Raw genomic sequence first — 23,176 nt, forward strand, 5'->3', positions numbered from 1 at the left:
TCTGAGTTCACTTCATTTCGATAACGCGTTCATCCGAGAATTACCGGGCGATCCGGATCACGGCCGTGGTGCGCGGCTCGTGCAGGGCGCGATGTATTCGCGCGTGGATCCAACGCCGGTAGCAGCGCCGCGCACGGTTGCCTGGTCGCTTGAGATGGCGCAGAAACTTGGCTTAAGCGAAGCTGACATTTGCAGCCCGATCTTTGCGCAGGTCTTTGGTGGAAACGGCGTGGTGGAGGGCATGCAGCCGTGGGCGTCCAATTACGGCGGACATCAGTTTGGTGTATGGGCCGGACAACTCGGCGACGGGCGCGCCATTTCGTTGGGTGAAACGCTCACCGAACAAGGTGAGCGCCTGGAATTGCAGCTGAAGGGCGCAGGCGCTACGCCGTATTCGCGCACAGCGGATGGTCGCGCTGTATTGCGCTCGTCGATTCGCGAATTTCTTTGCAGCGAAGCCATGCATCACCTGGGCGTGCCCACGACACGCGCACTAAGCCTTGTCGTGACGGGCGAGATGGTCGAGCGCGACATGTTTTATGACGGACATCCACACGATGAGCCCGGCGCGATCGTCTGCCGTGTGTCACCGTCGTTTATGCGTTTCGGACATTTCGAACTGCCGGCCTCGCGCGGTGAGACGCCCTTGCTGAGCCAGTTGGTCGACTTCACGCTGCGTCGCGATTTTTCTTCATGGGGTGGCAGCGACGAACACCGGTACGGTGATTGGTTTGCCGACATTTGCGCACGTACCGCAACGATGATCGCCCACTGGATGCGGGTGGGTTTCGTGCACGGCGTGATGAATACCGACAACATGTCGATCCTCGGTCTCACCATCGACTACGGCCCATACGGCTGGATCGACAATTTCGATCTCGACTGGACACCGAACACCACCGACGCCGCGCGCCGACGCTATCGATTCGGCCAGCAGCCGAACGTTGCTTGGTGGAACCTCAGCCGGCTCGCCGCCGCCATTGCGCCGCTGTTCGATGATATTGCACCGTTGCAAGCGGGACTGGACCGTTATGTAGCGCAGTACACCGCGCAGACGCGCCTTGATATAGCCGCCAAGCTTGGCCTGTCCGAGTGCCGTGACGACGACCCGCCGCGGATGGAAGCCTTGCAGCAACTGCTGCAGCAGGCCGAGGTGGACATGACCTTGTTCTTCCGCGCGTTGAGCCGCGTGGATCCGCACGCGCCGACCATGGAGCCGCTGCTGCACGCGTTTTACGACGATGCCAAACGTGAAACCGCGCACGCGGATTTCCAGCGCTGGCTGGACGATTACGCAGCGCGTCTGCGGCAAGACCCGTGGTCGTCTGAACAGCGCACGCAGGCGATGAACGCTGCCAATCCCCTTTACGTGCTGCGCAATTACCTGGCTCAGGAAGCGATCGACCGCGCCACCGAGGGTGACTACGAAGCCATCCACACCTTGCTCGATGTGTTGCGGCATCCGTACGACGAGCAGCCGGGACGCGAACATTTCATGCAGAAGAGACCGGAGTGGGCGAGATATCGCGCCGGTTGTTCCATGCTTTCCTGCAGTTCCTGACATCGCCGAGGCGTGCACCTCGGCGATGAGGTAAGCGTTCAGCCACCGCCGTTATTGGGCGGATTATTGCCTTGCTCAGGATGGGGTCGCGGCGCGGGCTTCTTCGGCGCGGGGCGCTGTTCATTGCCGTGTGGCTGCGGGCGATTGCCGGCAGGTGGCTGCGGCCGGTTTCCAGCAGGGGGTGGCGGACGATTTCCCTCGCTGGGCGGTGGCCGGTACCCCGGTGGCTGCGGCCGGTTGCCACCCGGAGGCATCGGGCGAGGCCCAGGCCCTGGCTGCGGTCGTTGACCACCCGGTGGGTAAGGCCGGACGGGCGGCCGTGGACCGGGGAATGGCCGAACGGGCAGTGGCCGTGCAACCCACCGCGCACGATCGCGATAGAACGGACGGTTGCCGTAGTAGCGACCCCAGTAGGTGCCGATCGCAAAGGTGACGATCGGGATGCCGATGCGGGGGCCGTAGTCAGTCACGATGACCGGCTGGTTGTCATACATGTACTCGATATACGGACCGGCCACCCAGCCGCGATTGCCCGCGGCAATCACATCGCACCATTCCCATCCTGCGGTGCACCCTTGCACATCCACGGGCGTGCCCGGGTCCAGGGTGAGTAGTTGCGGATATTGCGGGTCGGGGCCGGCAAACATGTTGACGGTCGCTACGGTGTAGCCGTCCACCGCGAAAGCTGCGGCGGGAATGATCATCAGCAGAAGGGTCACCAGTGACCACATTATTCGTTTCATCGGTCGATCCTCCAACGCGGGTGGGCGGACATACGACGTCAATGCTTCCTGACTATGCCTCTTAACGCAGCCAGGCGCATGGTTGCGTGAAAGGCCCAACGATGGCGACACGTGACCCCTGTTGCCTTACTGCACCTTGAGCAGTTCGATGTCGAACACCAGGGCCGTGTTGGGGGGAATGTCCGGGCTGGCGCCGTGCCGGCCGTAGCCCAGGTTCGAGGGAATGATGAGCGTGCGCTTGCCGCCCACCTTCATGCCTTTTACGCCGCTGTCCATGCCGGGTATGACTTCTTGGGCGCCTACGGTAAAGACGAGCGGCTGGCCGCTGTCGTAGGAACTGTCGAACTTGGCACCGTGGTGATCCGGCGCCTTGGCGTCGTAGAGCCAGCCGGTGTACTGGATGCGCACCTGCGAGTCATCGCGCGCCGTGTCGCCGGTGCCCACCACCACGTCCTTGATCACCATGCTGGGCACGTCGGCAGCCCGGGCCGGTGCGGCCATGGTGGCGCCTACAATAAGCAGGACAGAGGCAAACAGGGCAAACGGGCGTGGCATGGGAAAGCTCCGAAAATGAATGAAGGGCGGGACAGTAGGGCGTCGCGATGGACGGCCATAGTCCATTCTCTCAGTTTGCACCATGGCTGCGATGTGGTATCACTTGCCCCATGATCCTCACCTCCAGCCGCTATTACTTTTGGTTTTATGGCTATCCGATGCCGGCGGCGGAGCATGGTGCGCGATCTTAACTAGCAAAACGATCACCCACTTTCTCAAAAAGCCGCCAGCCACCCTGGCGGCTTTTTTCTTGGGCCGTCGGGATATCGAATCCAAGGAGTGCCTGAAATGACCAGCCGAACAGACGATCTTCGCATCCGCCAGATCAAGGAAGTACCCACGCCCGCCGAGGTGATGCAGGCGTGCCAACCCACTGAACAGGCCATTGCCACCGTGGCCGCCTCGCGCCAGGCCTTGCATCGCATCCTGCAAGGTGAGGACGACCGCCTCGCCGTGGTGATCGGGCCTTGCTCCATCCACGATCCCTCCGCCGCCATGGACTATGCCAGGCGGCTTGTCGCCGAACGCGAGCGACATGCCGACACGCTGGAGATAGTGATGCGCGTGTATTTTGAAAAACCACGCACCACGGTGGGTTGGAAGGGGCTCATCAACGATCCCGATCTGGATGAGAGCTACCACATCGACAAAGGCCTGCATCTGGCGCGCCGTCTGTTGTGCGACATCAATGCGCTGGGACTGCCGGCCGGATGCGAATTCCTCGATCTGATCACTCCGCAATACATTGCCGATCTGGTGGCCTGGGGCGCCATTGGAGCGCGCACTACCGAAAGCCAATCCCATCGCGAACTCGCCTCTGGGCTGTCCTGCCCGGTGGGGTTCAAAAACGGCACCGACGGCAACGTGAAAATCGCCGTCGATGCCGTGCTCGCCGCGGCGCGAACGCATCACTTCATGGCCGTGACCAAACACGGGCGCACGGCCATCGCGACCACGCTTGGCAATGAGGACTGTCATGTGATTCTGCGCGGTGGCAAATTGCCCAACTACGACGCCGCCAGCGTTGCGGGTGCCTGCGCTGCACTGGCCAAGGCCGAGCTGGCCGAGCGTCTGATGATCGACGCCAGCCACGCCAACAGCGCCAAACAGCCGCAGAACCAGCCACGCGTAGTCGCCGATATTGCCGCACAGTTGGAGGCTGGCCAGACGCGCATTCATGGCGTGATGGTGGAAAGCCATCTGGTTGCGGGCCGTCAGGACCTCGTACCGGGGCAGGCGCTGGTCTACGGGCAAAGCATCACCGACGGCTGCATCGACTGGGACACCAGCGTCGAAGTGCTGGAACGCCTAGCCAAAGCCGTACGCGTACGGCGCGAGCGTGCAGCGGAGCAGGCGGCGGCATGAGGCCTCGCCTCTCCACCATGAGTCAGTGGCGTTCTATGCTTAGGGAGTCACTTCACGCGGAATAACTTCATGGCTCTGGACATCCGGCACCTCGCCGCCGCGCATCGCTTCGAGACCACGGTCGATGGGTTTCTTTGCGAACTCGACTACAGCCTGCACGCGGGCGTGATGACCATGACGCATACGGGCGTACCTGACGAAGTGGGCGGTCGCGGTATTGCGAGCGAGCTAGTGCGTACGGCGCTGGAAACAGCGCGCCGCGAAGGATGGAAGGTGATACCGGCGTGCAGCTACGCGCGCGCTTGGATGGAACGCCATCCGGAATTTGCCGATCTTCGCGCATGAGTACGCCAGAGCAGCCTCGCGATGAGGACGACAAGGGCATGGATGCATCGTATGGCAACCGGTCGGCGGTGCATTCGTCGCGGCGACGTTGGGCACCCGTACGTTTCGTGCGCGCCCGCCCGTGGCTGATCGTGTCGGGCATGGTCTTCATCCTGATCGCGGTACTGCTTGCCGTTGCCGGGGTAAAGCTTGCTTCCGCACTGTTGCTCGGTTTCGATACTGGCGTGCTGCTTTATCTGTGCATGCTTGTGCGCATGTTTGGCCGTGCCACCGCGAAGCACATGGCGCGTCATGCGTGTATGCAAGACACCGGGCGCCGCACCACATTGTCGATCGCGGTGATGTTATCGGTGGTGGTGCTTGTGGCGTTGTCCACGGAAATGCACGCTGCCAAAAGCGGCGGCGCTTCAGCGATGGGCATGGCGGCGCTGAGCATCGTGCTGTCGTGGCTATTCATGAACACGATGTATGCATTGCATTACGCGCACGGCTACTACGGCGATTTCGGTGCGCAGCATGAAGGTTTGCAATTTCCCGGCACAAAGCAACCCGATTATTGGGATTTCGTGTATTTCGCCTTCGTCATCGGTATGTGCTTTCAAGTGTCCGACGTGCAGATCACCAGCCATGTGCTGCGGCGCACGGCGTTGTTACACAGCGTGGTGGCGTTTTTCTTCAACGTCTTCATTATCGCCATTAGCGTGAACATTGCCGCAGGGCTTGCCTAGGAGGTTGGTGCCGCGAAGTGCACTTTCTTCGGGAATGCTCCATAAATGCATTGCCGTCATTCCGGCCTGAACACCTGCGCCGGAATGACGATGAGGCAGGCCGAGCCCTCGGCGCAAACAAACCTTCCGCCATCAATCCCGGAAATTATCGAACTGCAACGGCAGCTCGACGTCCGCCTTACGCAACACCGCCATTGCCAGTTGCAAGTCATCACGCTTCTTGCCGGTCACGCGCAGTTTGTCACCGTTGATTTGCGCTTCCACCTTGAGCTTGGCTTCCTTCAGCGTGGCGATCAGCTTCTTGGCGATGGGTTGCTCGATGCCTTGTTTCACGGTGATCTTCTGCCGTGCAGCGCCCAGACTCACCTCCGGATCCGCCACGTCCAGCGCGCGAAGATCGATCTTGCGTGCGGCGAGACGGCCACGCAGGATGTCTAGCATCTGCTGCAGTTGGAATTCGCTTGGCGCGCTTTGGGTGATCACGAGCTTGTCCAGTTCGAACTTGGCGTCGGTGCCTTTGAAATCGAAGCGATTGGAAAGCTCCCGATTGGCCTGGTCCACCCCGTTAGTCAGTTCGTGCTTGTCGACTTCGGAAATCACGTCAAAGGAAGGCATGGCTGGGTCCGTAGTAGGGCAGATGGCAAGTTTAAGGCATGCAGGTGTTGGATAATGGCTGGATGTTCAAGCTGGCAGTGGCTATGGCGGTGATCGCGTGAAAGTGGATGTCCTGATCATCGGTGCAGGGGCCGCGGGGCTGATGTGCGCCATGACCGCCGGCCAGCGCGGGCGGCACGTGCTGGTGGTCGATCATGCGAACAGGCCCGGCAAAAAGATCCTCATGTCCGGCGGGGGACGCTGCAATTTCACCAATCTGGGCGTGACGCCTGCGCAGTTCCTTTCGGCCAACCCGCATTTCTGCAAATCCGCCCTGGCGCGCTATACACCCTACGATTTCATTGCACTGGTAGAAAAACACCGTATTGCGTATCACGAGAAGGAACTGGGACAACTCTTTTGCGATGAGTCGTCCAAGCTGATCGTGCGTATGCTATTGGATGAGTGTGCGGCAGCCGGCGCTCGCGTCGAAACCCCTTGTGCCGTGCAGGCGGTGCGAAAAACCGAAGAAGGTTTTTCCGTGCTCACGGCGCGTGGCGAAGTACACGCTCAATCACTGGTGGTGGCGTCGGGTGGTCTTTCGATACCCAGCATGGGCGCAACGGGATTGGGTTATGAGCTCGCGCGACAATTCGGGCACAACGTGCTGCCTACGCGCGCGGGTTTAGTGCCACTCACCTTGAGCGGCAAGCATCTGGAGCATTACCAGGACCTGGCCGGCGTCGCGTTGCCGGTTGCACAGACGCGCGTGGGCAAGCGCAACTTCCGTGCGGGCCTGTTGTTTACGCATCGCGGTATCAGCGGGCCTGCAGTCTTGCAGATTTCTTCGTACTGGCAGCCTGGCGATGAGCTGCATCTCGATCTGTCCCCCGAGCAGAACCTGGGCGAATGGTTGATCGCCCAACGTACAGAGCGGCCGGCGGCCGAATTGCGCAATGTGCTCGGCGACAAGCTGCCGCGGCGGCTCGCGCAGCGCTTGTGTGAGCGTTGGCTGCAAAGCAAGCCCATGCGTCAATTCCCCGATGCGGAATTGCGCGACATCGGCGGGCGATTGCACGATTGGCCGATCGTCGCCAGCGGTACCGAAGGTTATCGCACGGCGGAAGTGACCCTGGGTGGCGTGGATACCGACGGGCTTTCCTCCAGCAGCATGCAATCTAAGCATGTGCCGGGGCTTTATTTCATCGGCGAGGTGGTCGACGTGACCGGTTGGCTGGGTGGTTACAACTTTCAGTGGGCATGGGCATCGGGTCATGCGGCCGGTACGGTCGCGTGATGTTTCGCTTCGGCTGAACATCCAGCGTGATCCACTAGACGGGTTTGCAAATAGGAGAAAGTCCATGAAAGTCGGCTTTATCGGCCTGGGTGCGATGGGTAGCAGCATGGCCAGCAATCTCGTTGCCGCCGGCCATCACCTCACCGTGTGGAATCGCTCGGAAGCTGCCGCAGAGAAGCTGGTGTCACTGGGCGCCAAGTTCGTGCGAACGCCGGACCGTGCCGCACAAGGTGATGTGCTGCACAGCATGCTGGCGAACGACCAAGCGGTGCGCGAGGTGTTTCTCGAGGGCGGTCTGCTCGATGCCATGGATCCGGGCACCGTGCACGTCAATCATGCGACGATTTCCGTCGCGCTAGCCAGGCAGTTGAGCGAAGAGCACGCCAAGCGTGGCCTGAGCTATGTGGCAGCCCCCGTGTTCGGTCGCCCTGATGTGGCCGCGTCGGGCAAGCTCAATATGCTGGTGGCGGGGCCGAACGCAGCGATCGAAAAAGCGCGACCGCTGCTCGAGCAGATGGCGGCCAGGCTCTGGCCGATGGGAGAGAATCCCGAGCGCGCCAACGTCGTGAAGCTGGCCGGCAATTTCATGATTGTGTCGGCCATAGAAAGCCTGTCCGAGGCTTCAGTGCTGGCGCGCGCCTACGGGGTGAATGAATCCGATTTCATCGAGCTGATGACCAGCACCTTGTTCGCGTGTCCGGTCTACCAGGGCTACGGCAACGCGATCGCCGAAAAGCGCTTCACACCGCCGGGCTTTGCCCTGCCGCTGGGGTTGAAGGATGTGATGCTCGCGCAAGAGGCTGCACACGGCGAGCAGGTGCCCATGCCGCTGGCCGGCGTGCTGCGTGACGCCTTGCTGGAGGCCATCGCAGACGGTGCCCAAGACATGGATTTGTCCGCGTTGGCGAGGGTATCCGCGCGGCGCGCCAACCTGGAGCGGCGTGGTGGTGATCAATAAACCCTACGCTTAGCCCGTATTCCAGTGCAGATGGCCATCGATCACAGTGTTGGTGCGTCCACCGATCCAAATGGTGCCATCGACGATATGTGCGATGAGCAAGGCATCGTGCCCCATCTCACGCCCCTGGCTCACCGAGTAGCCGCCCGCCAGCGGGCCGGTGGGTTCGGCATGCGTGAGGTATGCGGCAATCAGGCCGTTCGCGGCACCGGAAGCGGGATCTTCCACGATGCCCACGCCGGACGGGAACGCGCGCACTACTAGTTGGTAGTCCGGATGATGGCTGCGCGCGAACGCGCATAGACCCATGCTGCCGCTTGCCACGGCGAGCGCGCCGATCGCGCTGTGATCGGGGCTCCATGCACGCAGGCTTGCTTCGTCCACGCATTCGGTCAGCCACCAGCGTCGACCACCATCCACCAGCGCTGGCGGCAGCCTGCCCAGTTCGATGCCGTCGAGTGTGGCCGCCAGCAGCGGATGAGCGTGCAGGCCGGTTTTCACCACGCGCGCGTCGGGCGATTGCAGCATCAATATCCGCTCATTGCCGCTGCCCTCCACCCGAATGGGCAGCACACCGGCGCCGCACTCCTGCCACAGCAGGCCGCCTTGCGGTTCGGCCAGACCGCATTCGAGCACCGCATGCGCGCTGCCGACGCTAGGGTGGCCGGCGAAGGCAATTTCCTTTTGCGGCGTAAAGATACGCACGCGATAGCTGGCTTTGGGATCCGTGGGCGGAAGCAGGAAGGTGGTTTCCACCAGATTGGTCCAGCGCGCGTAGCGCTGCATATCGGCGTCACTCCAGTCACGCGCATCCGTGACCACACCCAGGTGGTTGCCGCCACCAGGACGGGCGGCAAAAACGTCCAGGTGCATATAGCGAATCGGTTTCATACGGCAGTAAGCACAAAACGGGAGCGAACGGGCATTTTAGCTGTCGACAACTTGGCGCGTGAACGTCAAGATGCGCAAATTCCTGATCATTGTCAGATTCGTCATATGCCGATTACGCTCCTCATCATTCTCGCTGCCACCTGCATCGTTTCGTTCATGGCCTTCAATAACCGGCGCATGTTCGACGATCTGATCCTGTGGCCACCGGCGATCGAGCGCAAGCACGAATACTACCGGCTGGTGACGTACGGGCTGCTGCATGCCGATCCCATGCATCTGCTGTTCAACATGATTACGCTGTATTTCTTCGGCCGTGTCATGGAGCCGCTCTATAACGCGACACTCGGCCCGTTTGGCTTTGGTTTGTTCTATCTGGGCGGTTTGATTGTCTCGATCCTTCCCACTTATCTGAAGAATCGCCGCAACATGAATTACCGCAGCCTGGGTTCATCGGGCGCGGTATCGGCGGTATTGTTCGGCTTCGTGATGTATGCGCCATGGACGCGCATCCTGGTGTTTGTCATTCCCGTACCGGCGATCATCTACGCCGTGCTATACGTGGGTTATTCCATCTACATGGACCAGCGCGGGCAGGGCAACGTCAACCACAGCGCCCATTTGTGGGGCGCCGGTTACGGCGTCTTGTTTACGATATTGGCCAACCCTGGCGTGCTGCCACATTTCCTGGGTGCTCTATCGCAGCCGGGGACGTAGATACAAACCTCCGGCACTTGCCGATCACGTGTACTTGGTGATGATGGAGGTAGTTCTCACCGCCGGAGTATGTACGCATGGCAACGACTCGCAAGTCTGCCGCGAAGAAGCCCGCGGCACGCAAGGCAGCCCCCGCAGCCGGTTCGAGCAAGAAGAAGCCTGTCGGCACATCGCGCCCAGCCAGTGCCAAAACGGCGAAGAAAGCCGTTGCGGGCAAGCAGGCGGCGAAGAAGGTGAGTGTGTCGAAGACACCCGGCAAAACGGTCGCGAAGACGGCTGCGAATGCTGCGAATAAGGCGGCTAAAAAACCCTTGGCGCGCAAGCCCGCGTCATCGACGGCAAAGCAGGGTGCAGTAGCCGATAAGGTATCCGTTGCGAAGAAAGCGCCAGCAGGCAAGGCCGCCCGTTCCCCGGCGGCATCCGCGCCACCCGTTGCGGCACCGCGGACGCCACCTAAACCCGTAGCCGTGAAGGAACGTGCGCCGGTGGCGCCAAAGACAGCACCTGGCGCCACGCCCGCACCCGCGCATATCAGCCCGCAGGAAGCCGTTGAGCACATCCAGGCGTTATTGCGCGCCAAGCAGGACCGTATCAAGCAAGGACCGACCTGGCCGGGCGCCCATTCGGGCCCGCAAGCTGGCGGCGAAAGCACGCAACACACGGGCGACCATCACGCCAACGGCCCATCGCACCATTTTGCGCATGCGCGTGGTGATCAATCCAAGGGCAACAAAACCTGACTGCTGTAGGCCCGACAAGGCGGCTGCGCATGGCCTGTGGCCGCTTGTCTTTTCCGCTCAGGGCGCATTTAACGCAGCGGGACTAACGTAGCACCGTAATCGCATGGAGTCCCCGCCATGAATAACTCAATCAAACGCGTGCTTGCCGGCCTGACGCTGGCGGGCCTGCTCAGCCTGCTTTCCGGTTGTTATGTCGCGCCAGGTTACAGCTACGTGCGAGGCAGCGGTTACGCGGGTGACGCCTATTACGGAACCGCTCCGGCGTATGGGTACTACCCTGGTTATTACGGTTACTACGGCGGCTATTGGCCCGGCTACTACGGCGGCTACTACGGTTGTTGCTACGGCGGCTGGTATGGTCGTGGCCACTACTACGGCGGCCACTACTACGGCGGGCATGGTGGCTACCACGGTAGCTACCACGGCGGTGGCCACGTCAGCGGTGGCCATGGCGGAGGCGGCGGCCACTTCAGCGGACACTAAACCGCCGGCTTGCGTCAGAATGCGGGGATGATTCGCCCTCGCATTCGGCTTTCGCCAATCCGGATTGTTTGCTGCATGGTACTGACCGTCGTGCTTGGTGCCTGCGCCGATCTTCGCTACTACGTGCACGTCACGCATGGTGAAGGTGCGTTGCTGCTGCAGCGTCGCTCCGTGTACAAGGTGGTTGCCAATCCCGCGACCGACCGCAAGCTTGCCGCACGTCTCACGCTCTCCCAGCAGGCGCGGCAGTTTGCCTCCGATCGCCTCGATCTGCCACGCAACCGCAGTTATACCTATTACGTTCAACTGCATCGACCGTATGTGGTGTGGAACGTCTATGCCACACCGCGTTTTTCGGTGGATGCGGTACCGCAGTGCTTTCCCATCGCAGGCTGCGTGGCGTATCGCGGCTGGTTCGATGAAAAAAAGGCGAGGGAGAGCGCCGCGCAGATGCGTGCGCGAGGTAATGATGTCTATATCGGCGGCGTTTCTGCCTATTCCACGCTGGGCTGGTTTTCCGATCCCATTCTCAGCAGCATGATGCGCTGGGATGACGATGAGCTGGTCGGCACGATCTTTCACGAACTGGCGCATCAAAAGATCTACGTGAAAGGCGACACCGCCTTCAACGAAAGCTACGCCATGTTCGTGGAAAACGAGGGTTTGCGTGAATGGCACCGCGCGCGTGGCGAGCCGGTGGGCGACGATCGCGATCAGGCAATGGATGATGGATTTACCAAACTGGTGCTCGATCTGCGTGATCGACTGGAAAAGCTTTACGCTAGTGGCGTCGACGAACATGCCATGGAGCTTGGCAAGCAGCGTGAGATTGCCGATTTTCGCGTGCGCTATGCTGCGTGGCGCGATACAAGCTGGCCTAATGATCACCGTTACGATACCTGGGTTGCCCAGCCGATCAATAATGCGACGTTGCTGCCATTTGGCCTCTACGATCAGTGGATACCGGCATTCGCGGCGATCTTCAAACAAGCCGGTGGGCAGTGGCCGCAGTTCTTCGATCGCGTGCGCGCGCTGGCCAGGGAGCCCAAGGTCGGACGGACAAACGCCCTGTGCGCCTTGTCTGAGAAGGGAGGCGCTTGAAGCCGTTACATCACACTAGTGCTGCACTTTGTGCTGCGACATATAGGTGAGATAGGCAAGCAACGTGTCCAAATCCGCATCCGACAATGACGCTTGCGTGGGAAAGCCGGTCATCTTCGCTTGCGGCCAGCGGTGCAGGGACTGCGGATTGCGGATAAAGGCGCGCAGCATGGCCGCACTCAAGTATTCGGTAGGACTATGCGGAATATTGAGGTCCGGGCCCATCTGCGCATCGCCTTCACCGTTGAGGGTATGGCAGGCGAAGCACGTGCGCTGGAACACCATATAGCCGTGACGAACGGGGCTGTTCGCAGGAACGCTGGCCTGCGGTGCCGTAGCCGGGAAGCGCTCGGCAATCGCCTGCGTACGTTGGATCCGCGCCAATTGGTAAGGCCATTGCTCGCTGCTGATCTTCGCTACCGCCGGGTGCGTCCACACCACGTAGAAGGGGCCGGCATGGCCCTTGTTGCCGGGGAGCAGGGGCCATGGCTGCTGCGGGTCTTCCACGGCAAGCCATGCTTGTGCGTGGCCTTGATCGAGGATGACGGCGGCAGGAATATCCACCGCGAACCCATCGCTGGCAACAAATTGCAAACGATCGTCGGGGGCAAGCCCTGGCAGCAGCGCAGCGAGCGGAACGGCCCGGTAGCGCATGGTGCGATGGAATGCGACGTCGTCCGGGATCGTAACTGGCTGTGCATCGGCGCGCGCCAGTAGTTGTGCAGAGGTCCACACGCGCGCGCCGTGGCCAGTATCGATGGTCAGATCGGCTGCGTGCAGCGGCAAGGTGAAACACAGCACAAGCAGGGCAAGATAATGACGTAGCATGCTCAGTCCTTTGAATGACAAGTACTTGGGATCGATACAGGTGAAACCGTCCCACCAAACCTTTGCGGAGAATTTGATCATTGCTTGCACTAACTATCGGAAAGCTGAACCGATTCGAGCACCGCCTTGAACTTCGTCCGCACCGGCCACACTAAGTAGTCGTATCGCCGTGAGGCGACGAGAGGATGGTGCGGTTCGCCGTGGCATCCAGGGGTCGGTTCCCAGTTTACCCTCCCCCCGGAACGCGACCTAACAAACCCCGGCAGTTATTCCCCTGGCTGCCGGGGTTTTATCTTTTGCATGCTGCACCGACTATTCACGGCAACGACTTCGGCGGGATAATTGCCGGCGTCGCTGTGCACGCGGCGTTCCTTCCCCCGACATGGGCGCTCCATGATCGTCAGCTCGTTGCTCGATACCGATCTTTACAAATTTTCCATGATGCAGGTTGTGCTGCATCAATATCCGGCCGCGCAGGTGGAATACCGCTTCAAATGCCGGAATCCGGGCGTCAACCTGGTGCCATATATCGATGAAATTCGTAACGAACTGGATGGTTTGTGCAGTTTGCGTTTTACCGAGCATGAGCTCGAGTATCTGCGCAGCTGGCGTTTCATCAGGAGCGATTTCATCGATTTCCTTGGCCTGTTTCAGCTCAACACGAAATACGTCCAGATCACGCCCTCGCCATTGAATAACGGCGAAATCGACATTTGCATTCGCGGACCCTGGTTGCACACGATTCTGTTTGAAGTACCGTTGCTGGCGATCGTCAACGAAGTGTATTTCCGCAACACGCACCCCGGCCTGGACCTGAGCGAAGGGCGTCGCCGCCTGCGTGAAAAAATCGCCTTGTTGCGCGACACCCCAGGATACGGGGAGTGCCGCATCGCCGATTACGGCACGCGCAGGCGTTTCTCGCGCGAGTGGCATCGCGAAGTGGTCGCGGCATTGCATGACGGACTGGGCACGCAGCTGGCAGGTACCAGCAATGTATGGCTGGCCCGGCAATTGGGATTGCGCCCGCTTGGCACCCTCGCTCATGAATATTTGCAGGCACACCAAGCGCTGGGGCCGCGCTTGCGCGACTCGCAAGTAGCCGCGCTGGAAGCCTGGGCGAAGGAATACCGCGGCGACCTCGGTATTGCGCTGTCGGATGTCTATGGCTTGACGGCGTTCTTGCGCGATTTCGACATGTACTTCTGCAAGCTATTCGACGGCACACGCCATGACTCGGGCGACCCGTTTGCTTGGGGTGAGCGCGTACTGGCCCACTATCAGGCGAATCGGGTAGACCCACGCAGCAAGATTCTCGTCTTCAGTGACGGTCTGGATGTGCCTAAAGTGATGAAACTGTTCCACCACTTTCACGGCCGCTGCCAACTGGCGTTTGGGGTGGGGACCAATCTCACCAATGACGTGGGGCCGGTGCCGCTGAACATCGTGATCAAAATGGTTCGCTGTAACGGGCAGCCGGTGGCCAAGCTCAGCGATTCACCGGGCAAGAACATGTGTGAGGACGATGCTTATATCGCGTATTTAAGGCAGGTGTTCGACATACCGGTCTTGGTGGAAGTGGGGTCGCCTACCTAGTGTCTGCTCCGCCCGCATGTCATGCCGGGGAAGTGTCGCCGGTATGACGTTCGCAAACAGTCGGGCGTTCTAGGAATTAGAACGCCGGTAACACCGCTCCATGGTATTTCTGCTCGATGAAGGCCTTGATCTGCGGACTGGTCAGCGCCTGCACCAGCTTGTGCACGCGCGGATCGTTCTGGTTGTCCGGACGGCCCACCAGATAGTTCACATAGGGCGAATCCTTGCTTTCAATGAGCAGCGCGTCCTTCTGAGGATTGAGCCCGGCAGCCAATGCATAGTTGGTGTTGATCAACGCCAGATCCACCTCATCCAGCGTGCGTGGCAGCATGGCCGCTTCCAGTGGCTTGAACACCAGGTTCTTGGGATTGACGGTAATGTCCTTGGGCGTAGCCAATTCGTTGTTGGGATCCTTCAGGGTGATGATCCCGTTCCTGGCCAGCAGCAATAGCGCGCGGCCTTCATTGGCAGGGTCGTTCGGCAGGGTGACCGTTGCACCGCCGGGGAGTTGGTCGATCGATTTGTATTTACGCGAATAGGCGCCAAATGGCTCGATATGCACGCCAACGATGGTCACCAGGTGTGTGTTGTGTTCGCGATTGAACGTATCCAGGAAGGGCTTGGTCTGGAAATAGTTCAGGTCGATGTCCTTTTCGGCGACCTGGGCATTGGGCTGCACGTAATCAGCGAATATCTTGATATCCAGGTTCACCCCTTCCTTGGCCAGGATCGGCTTGACTTCCTTGAGGATTTCCGCATGCGGAACCGCCGTGGCGGCGATCGTCAGCGTCTGCTTGTCCGCATTGCCGGAGCCTGACGAACAGCCGGCCAGGAGCAGGGCGCCAGCGAGGAAAAACATCAGCTTTTTCATGGGTCCTAATCCTGGTGAGGCGAGTCAGAATAGCCGTCCATACGGCTGGATGTAAAACTCTCTCGGCGGTGGTCAACGGCGGCTGTAATGCGCCACGATGCGGTCGCCCGCCATCTGCAGGATCTGCACCAGCGCGATCAGAAGCAGTACGGTTACTACCATGTAGTCGGATTTATAGCTGAGGTAGCCATACCGATAGGCCAGGTCGCCCAGGCCGCCAGCGCCGATCGCGCCGCCCATGGCGGTGTAGCTCACCAGCGCGATGGCCGTCACCGTGACGCCCGCCCAAAGACTGGCGCGCGCTTCAGGCAGCAATACATAACGCACGATCTGCCACGTGCTGGCGCCCATCGCCTGCGACGCCTCGATCACACCCTGTTCCACTTCGCGCAACGCTGTTTCCACCAGGCGCGCAAAGAATGGTGCCGCGCCAATCACCAGCGGCGGAATGGCGCCGCGTATGCCGAGCTTGGTGCCAACCAGCACATAGGTCAGCGGCATCAGTACGATCATCAGGATAATGAAGGGAATCGAACGCAGTACATTCACCACTAGGGACAGCGCGCCATAAAGCTTGGGCATCGCATGCAACTGCCCTTTGCCGGTGAGAAACAACAGCACGCCCAGGGGCAGGCCGATAAGTACGGTCAGCAGCAAGGACGCGCCAAGCATCAGCAAGGTGTCGACGCACGCCTGACCCAGTTCGCCCCAGTCATCGATATTGGGAAACAGCGTTTGGAGCAAGGGAAGATGGGCGGTGATCATCGTGCAAGCTCCTCCACTTCGATGCCCGCCTCGCGCAGTGCGCGCAACGCGGCATCCACATTCGCGCCCTGCATCGCCAGCGTAAGCTGGCCGTAGGGCAGGTCCTTGATGCGGTCGATACGCCCGGCAAGGATGTTGAAATCGACACCGGTCTCGCGCGTCACGCGCCCAAGCGTCGGCGACCAGGTGGCTTCACCGCGGAACGACAGACGCATGATGCGGCCAGGCACATGCTCATACGGCAGCCGCTCGCCCGCGGCTTCCTCGGGCAACGCTTCATTCACGAAGCGACGCGTGGTTGGATGCTTTGGATGCAGAAAAACGTCGGCCACAGCCCCGTGTTCCACGATGCGGCCCGTATCCAGCACGGCAACGCGATCGCACACGCGCCGCACGACATCCATTTCATGCGTGATCAACACGATGGTGAGCTTCAACTCGCGGTTGATCTGGGCAAGCAGATCGAGCACTGACGCGGTAGTTTGCGGATCCAGCGCGCTGGTTGCTTCATCGCATAACAGGATCGAAGGATGATTGGCCAGTGCACGCGCAATCCCTACGCGCTGTTTTTGACCGCCGGACAGTTGCGACGGATATTTATTTGCATGAACGCTCAGGCCGACGTGCTGCAAGAGCTCATCCGCGCGGGCGCGGATGGCTTTCGTATCCTTATCGCCGGCCAGACGCAGCGGAAAGGCAACGTTTTCGACCACGGTTTGCGAAGCCAGCAGGTTGAAATGCTGAAAGATCATGCCGATGCGCTGGCGTGCGGCGCGCAGCGGAGCATCGGACAACGCGGTGATGTCGGTGTCGCCCACCAGGATGCGCCCCCCGGTGGGGCGCTCCAGCAGATTGATCAGTCGGACGAGCGTGGATTTGCCGGCGCCCGAATGGCCGATGATGCCGAACACCTCGCCATCGGCGATCTCCAGGCTGAAAGGCTCCAGGGCAGGGACGTCCTTTCCTTCGACGCGATAGGACTTGTGGACATCAATAAAGCGGATCACGACAAACCCTGATCAGTGGTCGGAACGGCCATTCTATGCCAGTCGGCGGTCTTCCCGTTTGAAGTAGACTGCCATATCGATATGACCGGAGCGACGACATGACTACCGTTTACGACTTCAACGCGCGCGATATTGACGGCAACGAGCGCTCGCTCGGCGAATGGCGCGGCAAGACCCTGCTGATCGTCAACGTGGCGTCCAAGTGCGGTTTTACGCCCCAATACGAAGGGCTGGAGGCGCTGTGGCGCAAGCATGGCGACGCGGGAGTGACCGTGCTCGGCTTTCCCTGCGACCAATTTGGCCACCAGGAACCGGGGGACGAGGCACAGATCAAACAGTTTTGCTCTACCACCTACGACGTGACTTTTCCGATGTTCGCCAAGATCGACGTCAACGGTGAGAAAACGCATCCGCTTTATCAATGGATGAAGAAGCAAGCCAAGGGCTTGCTGGGGAGCGAGTCGATTAAATGGAATTTCACCAAGTTCCTGGTCGACGCGGAGGGCAACGTGGTCAAGCGATTTGCACCCAACGATACGCCGGAGAAGATCGAGAAGGAGCTGAGCAAGCGTTGAGCCCTCTCTACGTACGACCATGGTCGTCACTAATCTGAGAGCGAGCGAATTATTCTCACTGCAATCGTTTGTCAGGTTAGGTCCCCTCAGGCTTTGCTCCACCGATTGCCTCGGGCTGAGGCTAGAACAGCCATCAACTATGCCCCCCGAACGCCGCCAGCAATTCCGCAATCGCATCCAGATTGCGGCTCGGGGTTGGATCATCCGCATCGCGCAGGTAATTGTTGAGCATGATGGCGAACGCCAGTCGTTCGCCCGATGCCGTGGTCACGTACCCGACGAGGCAGCGTACGTTCGTCATGCTGCCGGTCTTGGCATGTACGTTGTCTGCTGCAGCGGTGTTGCGCATGCGCCATTCGAGCGTGCCGTCCAGGCCTGCGTCAGGCAGCGCGTCGCGTAACTGCTCGCCGTAAGGTTGGCTGGAAAGATAACGCAGCAGTTGCACCATCGCATTGGCGGTGGACAGGTCCTGCCGCGAGAGACCGGCGCCATCTTCGATCTGTGCAGTGTCTGGCGCAATACCGATGCGCTCGAGCAACTGATGCAGCGCGCGAATACCCCAGGCTTCGCTGCTCAGGAAGCCCGGCGAAGGGCCGCCTGCCTGCTCGGCACTGGCTTGTGCCTTTACGCCGGCAATTTGCAGCAGATTTTGCAGGTACAAATTCTGCGAGCGTTTGAGTCCGCTCTGGAGAATGTTCATCAGCGGCGGTGAGAGCACTTGTGCCAGCACAACCGCCTTGTCCACTTCCGTGGTGTCCTGTTCCGGCCAATGTTGCACGCGCAACGCGCCGTGGATGTGTATGCCATGCCGCTCCAGCGCCTCGCGCAGTCGAGTACCCGCGTACCATGCTGGGTCGGCAATGGCGAGTTTGAACGTTTGCGGCTCACTGTGTGCGGCAATGCTTCCAAAAGCGTAAAGCGTGCTGTCGCCCGGTGCGCGATAGAGATTGATGTCGCTGTGTGCGCCGGTCACCAGGTTATTGACCACGTGAGTCATGGCGTCTGGCGGATCGAAGTTCAACGCGGCCGGATAACCAACGATTTTGGATGGCATCACGGTAAGTCCGACCACATTCTCTTGCACGCTGAGGGCCGATGCGGGCACGGCAAACCAGTTTTGCAGATCACGTGCTTCCCAGCCGGAGCCTGCCGAGGGGCCGCCGAAGTAGGTGTCATCCGCGATCAGATCACCACGCACATCATGTACGCCGCTGGCAACCAATTGCATCGCGAGCTGATCGGCCCAGTCCGCATTGGTATCGGATGCACCAAGTGTCGGATCGCCCATGCCGCGCAGGATGAGTGATCCTTCCAGATGGCCCTGCAGGATCGGTCGCGTGGCAAGCAATTGCGTGGGAATGCGATAGTCGGTGCCGATGGTGTCGAGCACGACTGCAGCGGTATAGAGCTTGGCGGTGGAGGCCGGCTGCAGCAGGCGATCGGCATCGTGCGCGTACAGGGTGCGGCCGGTATCGAGCGATACCACGGCAATACCCCAACTGGCCGAGGCAAAACGCGGCTGCTCGATCTGCGCGTCGATGGCGGTAGCCAGTTGCGCCAGCGTGGTTGTCGGGGTGACTGGTGTTTCATCGGCGCAGACCGGCATGCCGGCAATGGCGCTCAGCAGCGCGCACGTTGCTCCGATTCGCAACCAGTAGCGCAATAGAAAAGGTTTTCTCATGGCATCAAGTATTGCCGATGCGGCGCCGCGCGCGATAGTTCACGCTGTCCACGCCTCACGCTGGCGGATACGCCAGCCCAGCCATCCCAAGCTCAATCCGCGCATGGCCATGAACACGAGAAACGCCAGCCACAGGCCTTGATTGCCCAACCCGCGCGTGATCCATGCCAGCAGTGCGTAAAGCAGCACCGAAACCAGCATGCCATCGCGCATCTCCCGCGCGCGTGTTGCGCCAATGAACAGGCCATCGAGCAGATAACTCCATACCGCCACGATCGGCAGCGCCGTCAGCCAAGGCAGATAGCGATAGGCGGCATTGCGCACCTCGGGCAGATTGGTTTGCAGGTCGACAAAAAGATGCCCGGCGCTGCCGAAAAACGATGCACAAGCGATGCTTCCGATGAGCGACCATCCGCCCGCAACCACCAAGGCGCGGCGCAACGCGTGAGGATCGCGGGCACCGATGGCATGACCGCACAGCGCTTCCACTGCGTTGGCCAGGCCATCCAGGCCAAACGCCGTCAACAACAGCCCATTCATGAGCAGTGCGTTGGCAGCGACGGTAGCGTCGCCTAGGCGTGCGCCCAACAGCGAGAGACTGAAAAACACCCCCTCCAGCGCCAGTGTGCGCAGAAAAATATCGCGATTCACGCGTAGCAGCGGCATCCAGTGTCGCCAGCCATGCAGGGCCGGCCAATCGATGTGACCACCGAGCTCACGCAGCGCCTGTGCCGCGCGCCACAATCCGTACAGGGCTCCGCACCACTCGCCAATCACGGAAGCCAGTGCGATGCCGGGAACGCCCCATCCGAACGCCGGCACGAACAGCAGGTTCAAGGCGATATTGACCAGGTTCGTCGTCAATAGCAGCGTCAATGTAATGCGTGCGCGCTGCGTGCCGATGAACCATCCAGCGAGCGCATAATTGAGCAGGGCAGCCGGCAGGCCAAGCAGACGCACATGCAGATAATCCAGTGTGCGCCCGGTCATCAGCGGCGTGGAATGCATTTGCGCCACCAGCCAAGGTAGCAACGGCATCATCAACAAACCGGTCAGCACGCCGAGCACCATCGCAAGCAGCAACGCCTGTATCTGCACCGTGCGCAGCGCCGACGCGTCGCCCGCACCCTTGGCTTGCGCGGCGAAGCCGGTCGTGCCCATGCGCAGAAACCCCAGGCTCCACACCGGCAGCGCGTACACTGCACTACCCACCGTAACGGCGCCTAGATCCTGCGTGTGAGGCAAGTGGCCGGCCACGATGCTATCCACCAATGACACCAGTGGCACGGTGAGGTTGGAAAGGATCATGGGCGCGGCCAGCGACCACACGAGTTGGTGAGTCGGGCGGTGGCGCCAGGCGTCAAGCAGCGTCGTCATGGTGGCGGAGGCGGCAGCGATAAGGCCGCATTTTGGCAGGTTTCCAGCGGTCCGCCAGTGCGAAGTGGTACCCTTGTAGGTCCATCGTCGGCGTACGTCGGCGCACATCCATTCACAGCGAGACCGTCATGCAAATTGCCGACAACTCTGTTGCTTCGTTCCATTACACGCTCACCGACGACAGCGGTCAGGTGATCGACAGTTCAGAGGGCCGTGAGCCGCTCACCTATCTGCATGGCACCGGCCAGATCGTGCCGGGGCTGGAAAAGGCCATGATCGGCCGCGCGATCGGCGATCAATTCAAGGTGGAGGTGGCGCCGGCCGAAGGCTATGGCGTGCATCATCCGGAACTCATGCAGGCAGTGCCGCGCGAGGCGTTCCAGGGCGTGGACGATATCCAGCCCGGCATGCAGTTTCAGGCGCACGGCCCGCAAGGCGTCATGCACGTCACCGTCACCAAGGTCGACGGTCAGACCGTGCACATCGACGGAAATCACCCGCTCGCCGGCCAGACCCTGCATTTCGACATCCACGTCACCGACGTGCGTGATGCCAGTGAAGAAGAGCTCGCGCATGGACATGTGCATGGTGAGGGTGGTCATCATCATTGAGGAACGAACGAGCCTGCCGGCGTGGCCGGCAGGCTCTTCTGGTGCTCAATACCAATCGAGCAACGAAATACCTACGCCCAGATAGGTTGCGTTGTGGTTGTAATCGAGAATGTTCTCGCCATAACCCTTGAACAATTCCATGTAGCCGCGCAGGTTGCCAGCTACAGGAAAACTCCAGGTGAAGCGTCCCGCGCCGTGTTGCTGGCTGCCGCCGTGCAGCGAATCACGCAGCATCAGGCTGAATTCCTGGCCATGCCATTCGTGGATGATTTCCACATCGGCGCGCCCCATGTAGTTGCTGATGTCCGGGTTGTTGTCGTCGTTCGCGGGTTCCGGAATGCGCCACCATGGACGAAACACGATCGTCCAATCGGCGCGCTCGAAACCGATTTGCCCCATCACGCGATTCCAGCTGCGCGATAATGGATCGGACTGTCCGTTGGACTGATGGTCCAGGCTGATGCCAAGCAGTCGTCCATCCCAGCCAAGCATGTGATAGTCGGTGTTGAACACGAGCATGAATTCGGGTTCGTAATCCGTCTCGCGGAATGGACGCGAGAGTTTGGCGTTGTATACCTGCCAATACGAATCCTGCGTATAGGCGACCCATAAATCCCCCTGGTCGCCGAATACGCCTTGCCAGAGTTTGGTTTTCAAGCTGAGCTGAAACTTCGCCTCGACATCTTGCATGCCCAGCGGTGTGTGGACGGTATTGACGGAATTGGGACTGGAGGGAAGGTTGTTCTGGTTGGTCGTGGCAAACGCTGGCAATACGTAGATCGGTTTGTAACCGCGCAAATTGAACGTGCCCAGCTTGCTGTTAGAGGACAGTTCCCATCGACTGTCCAGCAGCGATAGCGGTGTGGAGCTAGCGGTCGCTACCGGCTCATGCGAAAAAACTGTGGACGCAGGTGTCGTGGTCACCGAGCTGCGTTTTTCGGCAGCGGGCATGCGAGTGCGCCCTGCGGCACGGTCATAGCAGGCAAGGCGCTGCGCATCACTTTCGATGCCGGTGCACGCCTTGATGTCGGCAGGAGCCATGTTCTGGGCGTGTAGCGGTGGTACCGCCAGGCTCGCGCCCACGGCTAATGAAAAAAACTTGAAGAACCTGGGTTTCATGGCAGCTCCCTTGCACGCCACCCCGGGCGCGACCGGCCAAGTTTAGGGCTTGTTCGTACGATGGGCGTAGCCCACAGCAGGAGCTGTTTGCGCGCCGGCCAAGACAATCATAAAAAGCGCCGGCCATCGGAGGATGGCCGGCGTATGTGATGCGAGGTACTCAGTTAAGGTTTTGCACCCAATGCTCGTATTGAGTTTTGGAGATACGATTTCCATTATGGGCAACGTACAGGAAGTCGTTGGCTAGCGGTGGGTATGCATTGGCATCGTCCTTGGTGATGTATTTCTTGCCACCCGCAAGTTGCTCAAACGATGGTGGCGATGCGGTGGAAGGTGCCGAACCCATGGTGGAATTGACGGTCACCTGGCCACGCGATGTGTTGTACGTCGCGCTATCGGACCCTTGCGACGGTGACGCACCCGTGCTGCCTTGTTGCATGGTGCCTTGTTGCGGGCTAGCCATGTTTTGCGATGGTGACGTGTTTTGTGTTTGTGGTGCCGGCTGCTGCTGCATCGGCTGGTTTTGGGTTTGAGCCAATGCAACACCTGCGAAGAGCAGGCCTGCGCCGAGTAGAGAAGCAAGAGTGGGAATGCGATTATTCATTGCAGTAGCTCCATGCAGCGCTCGTAGGTCGCCGCCGTGCAATTACTTTCCGACGTTGCACGTCCTCGGC

The 23,176-nt window shown here is 60.4% G+C and carries 25 protein-coding genes; 13 read left to right on the forward strand and 12 right to left on the reverse strand.

Annotated features, from left to right (window positions below; all coding sequences use genetic code 11):
- Window position 1 precedes the first annotated feature (1 nt).
- The gene (locus DWU98_RS03230) at window positions 2–1,561 is read left to right on the forward strand and encodes a protein adenylyltransferase SelO (RefSeq protein WP_115494187.1); all 1,560 of its coding nucleotides are present in this window, start codon (window positions 2–4) and stop codon (window positions 1,559–1,561) included.
- Window positions 1,562–1,599: 38 nt separating this feature from the next.
- Here the strand turns inward: DWU98_RS03230 and DWU98_RS22395 are convergent, their stop codons facing one another.
- Window positions 1,600–2,304 (reverse strand): SH3 domain-containing protein, encoded by a 705-nt coding sequence (locus DWU98_RS22395; RefSeq protein WP_115493989.1) that lies wholly within the window; start codon window positions 2,302–2,304, stop codon window positions 1,600–1,602.
- Window positions 2,305–2,430: 126 nt separating this feature from the next.
- The gene (locus DWU98_RS03240; RefSeq protein ID WP_115493990.1) at window positions 2,431–2,859 is read right to left on the reverse strand and encodes an FKBP-type peptidyl-prolyl cis-trans isomerase; all 429 of its coding nucleotides are present in this window, start codon (window positions 2,857–2,859) and stop codon (window positions 2,431–2,433) included.
- A 288-nt stretch (window positions 2,860–3,147) separates the two neighbouring features.
- Between DWU98_RS03240 and DWU98_RS03250 the strand changes: the two genes are divergently transcribed.
- From DWU98_RS03250 to DWU98_RS03260, 3 genes are all read left to right on the forward strand, one after another.
- A complete protein-coding gene (locus DWU98_RS03250; RefSeq protein ID WP_115493992.1) occupies window positions 3,148–4,224 on the forward strand; it encodes a 3-deoxy-7-phosphoheptulonate synthase in 1,077 nt (358 codons plus the stop codon).
- A 69-nt stretch (window positions 4,225–4,293) separates the two neighbouring features.
- Window positions 4,294–4,569, forward strand: a complete 276-nt coding sequence (locus tag DWU98_RS03255) for a GNAT family N-acetyltransferase (RefSeq protein WP_115493993.1) — start codon at window positions 4,294–4,296, stop codon at window positions 4,567–4,569.
- Window positions 4,566–5,297 (forward strand): DUF1345 domain-containing protein, encoded by a 732-nt coding sequence (locus DWU98_RS03260; RefSeq protein WP_230474639.1) that lies wholly within the window; start codon window positions 4,566–4,568, stop codon window positions 5,295–5,297. Before DWU98_RS03255 ends, DWU98_RS03260 begins: the two co-directional genes overlap by 4 nt.
- A 132-nt stretch (window positions 5,298–5,429) precedes the next feature.
- Here DWU98_RS03260 and DWU98_RS03265 read toward each other — a convergent pair whose 3' ends face one another.
- Window positions 5,430–5,912: a YajQ family cyclic di-GMP-binding protein gene (locus DWU98_RS03265; RefSeq protein ID WP_115493994.1), complete on the reverse strand. Its 483-nt coding sequence runs from the start codon at window positions 5,910–5,912 to the stop codon at window positions 5,430–5,432.
- A 97-nt stretch (window positions 5,913–6,009) separates the two neighbouring features.
- On the opposite strand from DWU98_RS03265, the gene DWU98_RS03270 reads away from it, so the two are divergent.
- Window positions 6,010–7,188, forward strand: coding sequence for a BaiN/RdsA family NAD(P)/FAD-dependent oxidoreductase (locus tag DWU98_RS03270; protein ID WP_115493995.1), 1,179 nt, complete (start codon window positions 6,010–6,012; stop codon window positions 7,186–7,188).
- On the forward strand, window positions 7,166–8,146 hold the full coding sequence (locus tag DWU98_RS03275; protein ID WP_115493996.1) for an NAD(P)-dependent oxidoreductase: 981 nt from the start codon (window positions 7,166–7,168) through the stop codon (window positions 8,144–8,146). The genes DWU98_RS03270 and DWU98_RS03275 overlap by 23 nt, the downstream gene beginning before the upstream one ends.
- A 9-nt stretch (window positions 8,147–8,155) precedes the next feature.
- Here DWU98_RS03275 and DWU98_RS03280 read toward each other — a convergent pair whose 3' ends face one another.
- Window positions 8,156–9,037 (reverse strand): PhzF family phenazine biosynthesis protein, encoded by an 882-nt coding sequence (locus DWU98_RS03280; RefSeq protein ID WP_115493997.1) that lies wholly within the window; start codon window positions 9,035–9,037, stop codon window positions 8,156–8,158.
- A 105-nt stretch (window positions 9,038–9,142) separates the two neighbouring features.
- Here DWU98_RS03280 and DWU98_RS03285 point away from each other — a divergent pair, with 105 nt between their 5' ends.
- From DWU98_RS03285 to DWU98_RS03300, 4 genes are all read left to right on the forward strand, one after another.
- Window positions 9,143–9,751, forward strand: a complete 609-nt coding sequence (locus tag DWU98_RS03285; RefSeq protein WP_115493998.1) for a rhomboid family intramembrane serine protease — start codon at window positions 9,143–9,145, stop codon at window positions 9,749–9,751.
- Window positions 9,752–9,828: 77 nt separating this feature from the next.
- The gene (locus tag DWU98_RS03290) at window positions 9,829–10,491 is read left to right on the forward strand and encodes a histone (protein WP_115493999.1); all 663 of its coding nucleotides are present in this window, start codon (window positions 9,829–9,831) and stop codon (window positions 10,489–10,491) included.
- A gap of 117 nt (window positions 10,492–10,608) precedes the next feature.
- Window positions 10,609–10,974 (forward strand): hypothetical protein, encoded by a 366-nt coding sequence (locus DWU98_RS03295; protein ID WP_230474641.1) that lies wholly within the window; start codon window positions 10,609–10,611, stop codon window positions 10,972–10,974.
- Window positions 10,975–11,049: 75 nt separating this feature from the next.
- Window positions 11,050–12,075 (forward strand): aminopeptidase, encoded by a 1,026-nt coding sequence (locus DWU98_RS03300; protein WP_115494000.1) that lies wholly within the window; start codon window positions 11,050–11,052, stop codon window positions 12,073–12,075.
- Between the two features lie 15 nt (window positions 12,076–12,090).
- Here the strand turns inward: DWU98_RS03300 and DWU98_RS03305 are convergent, their stop codons facing one another.
- Window positions 12,091–12,903 carry a c-type cytochrome gene (locus DWU98_RS03305; RefSeq protein ID WP_115494190.1) on the reverse strand — a complete coding sequence of 271 codons (813 nt, stop codon included), beginning with the start codon at window positions 12,901–12,903 and terminating at the stop codon, window positions 12,091–12,093.
- Between the two features lie 393 nt (window positions 12,904–13,296).
- Between DWU98_RS03305 and pncB the strand changes: the two genes are divergently transcribed.
- Window positions 13,297–14,496, forward strand: coding sequence for a nicotinate phosphoribosyltransferase (gene pncB / locus DWU98_RS03310; RefSeq protein ID WP_115494001.1), 1,200 nt, complete (start codon window positions 13,297–13,299; stop codon window positions 14,494–14,496).
- 76 nt (window positions 14,497–14,572) lie between these two features.
- Here pncB and DWU98_RS03315 read toward each other — a convergent pair whose 3' ends face one another.
- The 3 genes from DWU98_RS03315 to DWU98_RS03325 all read right to left on the reverse strand — a co-directional run bounded on the left by DWU98_RS03315 (window position 14,573) and on the right by DWU98_RS03325 (window position 17,139).
- Entirely contained in the window at window positions 14,573–15,367 is a 795-nt protein-coding gene (locus tag DWU98_RS03315) for a MetQ/NlpA family ABC transporter substrate-binding protein (RefSeq protein WP_115494002.1), read from the reverse strand.
- A 72-nt stretch (window positions 15,368–15,439) separates the two neighbouring features.
- Window positions 15,440–16,132 (reverse strand): methionine ABC transporter permease, encoded by a 693-nt coding sequence (locus DWU98_RS03320; RefSeq protein ID WP_115494003.1) that lies wholly within the window; start codon window positions 16,130–16,132, stop codon window positions 15,440–15,442.
- The gene (locus DWU98_RS03325; protein ID WP_115494004.1) at window positions 16,129–17,139 is read right to left on the reverse strand and encodes a methionine ABC transporter ATP-binding protein; all 1,011 of its coding nucleotides are present in this window, start codon (window positions 17,137–17,139) and stop codon (window positions 16,129–16,131) included. The genes DWU98_RS03320 and DWU98_RS03325 overlap by 4 nt, the downstream gene beginning before the upstream one ends.
- A 98-nt stretch (window positions 17,140–17,237) precedes the next feature.
- Between DWU98_RS03325 and DWU98_RS03330 the strand changes: the two genes are divergently transcribed.
- Window positions 17,238–17,714: a glutathione peroxidase gene (locus DWU98_RS03330; RefSeq protein WP_115494005.1), complete on the forward strand. Its 477-nt coding sequence runs from the start codon at window positions 17,238–17,240 to the stop codon at window positions 17,712–17,714.
- A 133-nt stretch (window positions 17,715–17,847) separates the two neighbouring features.
- Here DWU98_RS03330 and dacB read toward each other — a convergent pair whose 3' ends face one another.
- Together dacB and DWU98_RS03340 are read right to left on the reverse strand one after the other, a co-directional pair.
- Window positions 17,848–19,395 (reverse strand): D-alanyl-D-alanine carboxypeptidase/D-alanyl-D-alanine endopeptidase, encoded by a 1,548-nt coding sequence (gene dacB, locus DWU98_RS03335; RefSeq protein WP_115494006.1) that lies wholly within the window; start codon window positions 19,393–19,395, stop codon window positions 17,848–17,850.
- A gap of 39 nt (window positions 19,396–19,434) precedes the next feature.
- A complete protein-coding gene (locus tag DWU98_RS03340; protein WP_115494191.1) occupies window positions 19,435–20,772 on the reverse strand; it encodes an MATE family efflux transporter in 1,338 nt (445 codons plus the stop codon).
- Between the two features lie 128 nt (window positions 20,773–20,900).
- Between DWU98_RS03340 and DWU98_RS03345 the strand changes: the two genes are divergently transcribed.
- Window positions 20,901–21,383: an FKBP-type peptidyl-prolyl cis-trans isomerase gene (locus tag DWU98_RS03345; RefSeq protein ID WP_115494007.1), complete on the forward strand. Its 483-nt coding sequence runs from the start codon at window positions 20,901–20,903 to the stop codon at window positions 21,381–21,383.
- 45 nt (window positions 21,384–21,428) lie between these two features.
- Here the strand turns inward: DWU98_RS03345 and DWU98_RS03350 are convergent, their stop codons facing one another.
- Window positions 21,429–22,502, reverse strand: a complete 1,074-nt coding sequence (locus DWU98_RS03350; protein ID WP_115494008.1) for a phospholipase A — start codon at window positions 22,500–22,502, stop codon at window positions 21,429–21,431.
- A gap of 160 nt (window positions 22,503–22,662) precedes the next feature.
- Window positions 22,663–23,106, reverse strand: coding sequence for a hypothetical protein (locus DWU98_RS03355; RefSeq protein ID WP_147293189.1), 444 nt, complete (start codon window positions 23,104–23,106; stop codon window positions 22,663–22,665).
- Window positions 23,107–23,176 lie beyond the last annotated feature (70 nt).

It is taken from the genome of Dyella monticola (genome assembly GCF_003363155.1).
Lineage (GTDB): Bacteria > Pseudomonadota > Gammaproteobacteria > Xanthomonadales > Rhodanobacteraceae > Dyella_B > Dyella_B monticola.